The sequence below is a fragment of the Ancylomarina euxina genome, from assembly GCF_003863355.1.
GTDB lineage: Bacteria > Bacteroidota > Bacteroidia > Bacteroidales > Marinifilaceae > Ancylomarina > Ancylomarina euxinus.
In genome coordinates this window covers 1-3,855 of record NZ_QQWG01000044.1, presented here as the reverse complement: position 1 = coordinate 3,855, position 3,855 = coordinate 1, and the positions used below count along the sequence as shown (strand labels likewise).

The window sequence follows — 3,855 nt, the reverse complement described above, 5'->3', positions numbered from 1 at the left end:
GCAAAAAGTGCTGGATCAAGACTTTTTGCGGCACCATATCGCCGTATTTGGAAATATTAACCGCGCCGGTATCCAGGCCGGGCCAGAAGTTGCCCGACTTCCAGGTGCCCTTGCGCACTTTGTCTACAACATCCAGGTAAAAAGGCACCCAGTCCCACACGGCAGCCACAAGGTGGGCCTTGGGGGCAAAGTTGGACATATCGGTGTTGTAGCCAACGGAGTATACGCCGCGCTCCTGCGCTGCTTCTTGCGGGCCGGGGGAGTCCTGATGCTGGGCAATTACGTCAACGCCGGTATCCAAAAGGCCCTTGGCTGCTTCTTTTTCAGTAGCCGGGTCGTACCAGGTTTTGGTCCACACAACGCGCACCTGCGCATTGGGGTTAACCGCGCGCACGCCCATGGTAAAGGCGTTGATGCCGCGAATTACTTCAGGAATGGGAAAAGCGGCCACGTAGCCGATTTGGTTATTTTTGGTCATGCGCCCGGCAACCATGCCGGTGAGGTAACGGGGCTGATAAATACGCCCGAAATAAGCGGTGACGTTATCGGATGTTTTGTAGCCCGCACAGTGCAGGAAGGTGGTTTTGGGAAAGTTCTTGGCCACCTTTATGGTTGGGTCCATGTAGCCGAAGCTGGTGGTGCAGATAATATCGTAACCATCGCGGGCCATTTTGGTAATGGTGCGCTCAGACTGCGCGCCCTCGGGCACTGACTCTGCAATATATGTTTTGATGCCGGGCATTTTGTCCATGGCCTGGCGAGCCAGGTCGTGAGCGTAAGACCAGCCCGCATCACCAACGGGAGATACGTAAATGAAGCCCACTTTTATTTCTTTTTCAGCCGCTGCGGCTGCCCCGGCAACTGCCGGTATGGAAATGGCCAGGGCCAGAAGAACAAACAAGATACGCCTGAACATAAATTATGACTCCTGCTTATACGTATTGCGCCAGCCGCAAGGGCTGGCGCTTAAAATTACCTATTTATCAGAAATACCAAAGGTCTGCCCGCGCACGGCGAGCGGCTGCACATATTGAACTTCAGAATCCCAGGGGAAGAGAATCCAGGTATCTTGGCTCACCTCGGTAATATAGCTATCGACCATGGGCTTGCCCTCGGGCTTGGCATAAACACAGGCAAAATGCGCCTCGGGCAAAAGCTCGCGCGCAATTTTGGCCGTGCGGCCGGTATCCACAAGGTCGTCAATAATGAGCCAGCCCTTGCCTCTGAGATCCACAGCGTCTGAAAGACTCTTGAGCACAGCAGCGCCGCCCTGTTGGGTCCAGTCATAGCTGGATATGCATAGGGTCTCGATGAGGCGTATATCAAGCTCGCGGGCAATAACCGCGGCAGGCACAAGCCCTCCGCGGGTAATGGCAATGAGTCCGTTAAATGGGCCGCTCTCAAGAAGCCGCCAGGCCAGAGCCTTGGCATCGCGGTGCAATTGATCCCAAGAAACAGGAAAAGCCTTTTTATAGCGCTCTTCACTCATGGCTTATTGTCCTATAATGCGGTCGGTTTTGAGTGCTATTTTGGCGTCTTTTTGTAGCTGGGCCAAATAGATGCTAAAAAGTTCATTTTTGCGAGCATTGTTCAGCCCGTCAACATAAGCGGTAGAGATTTCGGACCAATCCTTTTCAGCAGGGGCGGCAATATCTTTTACGCGCACAAGCACCGCAGCATCACCAGAGAGGAACACGCGCTCAAGCCACTGCCCCTTGGGAGCGGTAAACACGGCCGAGGTAATTTCTTTGTCCATGTTCAGTTCCATCACACCCAAAAAGCGTGTGGTAGGCTTGGCTTCTTTAAGCTTGCGCTCAAGGCTGCGCGAAAGCTTGCCCCCGGCGGAGGCAATTTCTTTGGCCTTGGCGGCGGCATCGTCAGACGCAAGCTTGATGGCTTCGCGATCTTTAATGGCATCCACAACCTGGGCCTTTACGGCATCAAGCTCGGGAATAAAAGCAGGCTGGTAAGCTTTTACCTTTACCACCACAAAACCGTTTTTAAGATCAATGGCGGGCAGCATTTTGCCGGCGGGCACGTCGGGGATTCCTGCCAAGGCAGCGGGCTCAAGGCCAAGAGCCGGGGCAAGGGCCGCCAGATCAAGCAGGCCGGTATTTTTGCCGCGAATATTATAATCATTTGCCAGGGTCTCAAAGTCCGTACCGGTGATGATTTTATCATCAACATCGGCAAGAATTTTGCCCATATTGGCGTAAGCTGCGTCTTCCCTAAGCTGCGAGAGTATATCGTCGCGCACTTCTGCAAGGCTTTGGGCGCGCTCGGGCTTTGCTTCAACCATGTTCAAAATATGAAAGCCGTTGGCGCTGCGAATTGGTTCGCTAATTTCGCCCGGCTTGAGGCCCTCCAGGGCCAGATCAATCGAAGGGGCAAGCTGCCCGCGCGAGACCCAGCCAAGGTCGCCGCCGTTGGCTTTGGTTTGCGCATCGTCCGAGCGCTGCTTGGCAAGGGCGACAAAGCTTTTGCCGCCACGCAGTTCGGCCAGGATGGACTCAGCCTTTTTGCGCGCCGCAATAACGGCTTCTTCAGGGGTATCGAGCGTAAGCGGCAAAGACACTAAAATGTGCCGCACCTTGTAACTGGCAGGCTCCACAAAGCTGGCCTTGCGCTCGTCATAATACTTTTGCACGTCTTCATCGCTAATGGAGCTTTGAGCGGCCAGCACGTTCATGTCAAAAGAGAGATACTCAAGCTCGGCCTTGGCCGGAACCGTGTATGCATCTTTATTTTCGCTATAGTAAGCTATAATTTCACTTTCGCCGGGCTTAACATCGCCACGGTAATCGCCAGCCGGAAAGGCCAGGTATTCCACCGTGCGGCTCTCCATTTCAAAATTGAACACGCGGCGGGCCTCGGCGGCGTCTATATTGACGGCCCCGCTAATATAATCCTGAAGCTTGCTCACCAAAAGGTCGGTTGTAAGGGCTTTTTCAAACTGCCCAAGGTTCATGCCTATAGCCGAGATGCGATCTTTATATATAGCGTCGCTAAAGCGCCCGGTGCCGTCCTGAAAATCGGGCATGGCAGTTACAACAGAGGAAAATTCGCGGTCAGAAACGCCAAGGCCGAGTTTTTTGGCCTCTTGAGCCATAAGCTCGCGCTGCACCATGTTGCTGAGCATCTGAAAGGCCAAGGCATTAAGCTGCTCGTTGTCAAGCTGGCCCAAATTCGGGTTGCGCAACTGGATATTCTGAATTTCAATGCGCAGTTCCCGCAAAAGATCGGTGCGGTAGATGGATTCACCGTTTACTTCGGCCAAAACATCCGCCGAATCGGAGGTCACGGAGTTCGCGCCCCAGAAAACGAACGTAAGGATAATGGCGGCAAAAATCACTTTTACCACCCAGGATTGGGAATTACGCCTGATGACGTCCAGCATGTTTGGCTCCTGAAAATAATTTATTCATACCCGCATGCCCGCGAGCGCGGCAAAAGAGCGAGCATAATCTCGTAAAAAAGAATCCATAAACGAAAAATGTGATTTGATAAAGAAGAAAGAGGGGGGTCGTGGGGCAAACTGGGTCGCTAGTTGCTATCTACAGGCCTGCCCTGCTCGCGATATTCATTAAGCTTGTTGCGCAGGGTGCGCACCGATATGCCCAAAAGCTCGGCGGCCTGGGTGCGGTTGCCCTGGGTTTGATCCAGGCCCTTGATGATCATAAGCCGCTCCATTTCGTGCAGGGGAATAACCCCGCCCGAAAATTGCCCGGAAGGAGCGGCTGCGGGAGCGGAATCATCGCTGTCCCCTATACACATCTGACGCTGCCGCCGACTCCCTACGTGACGGTCTCGGCAGTCCGCGGCCGCATCAACAACAAAAGACTCGTACCATACACA

The 3,855-nt window shown here is 53.7% G+C and carries 4 protein-coding genes; all 4 read right to left on the bottom strand.

The window, feature by feature from the left end:
• On the bottom strand, positions 1 to 916 hold a 916-nt coding region (locus DWB61_RS17425), incomplete at its 3' end, for a BMP family ABC transporter substrate-binding protein (protein ID WP_148095943.1).
• A 60-nt stretch (positions 917 to 976) separates the two neighbouring features.
• Positions 977 to 1,489, bottom strand: a complete 513-nt coding sequence (gene gpt / locus DWB61_RS17420) for a xanthine phosphoribosyltransferase (RefSeq protein ID WP_125032216.1) — start codon at positions 1,487 to 1,489, stop codon at positions 977 to 979.
• A 3-nt stretch (positions 1,490 to 1,492) separates the two neighbouring features.
• The gene (locus tag DWB61_RS17415; protein ID WP_125032215.1) at positions 1,493 to 3,397 is read right to left on the bottom strand and encodes a SurA N-terminal domain-containing protein; all 1,905 of its coding nucleotides are present in this window, start codon (positions 3,395 to 3,397) and stop codon (positions 1,493 to 1,495) included.
• A 146-nt stretch (positions 3,398 to 3,543) separates the two neighbouring features.
• On the bottom strand, positions 3,544 to 3,855 hold a 312-nt coding region (locus DWB61_RS17410), incomplete at its 5' end, for a helix-turn-helix domain-containing protein (RefSeq protein ID WP_191984789.1).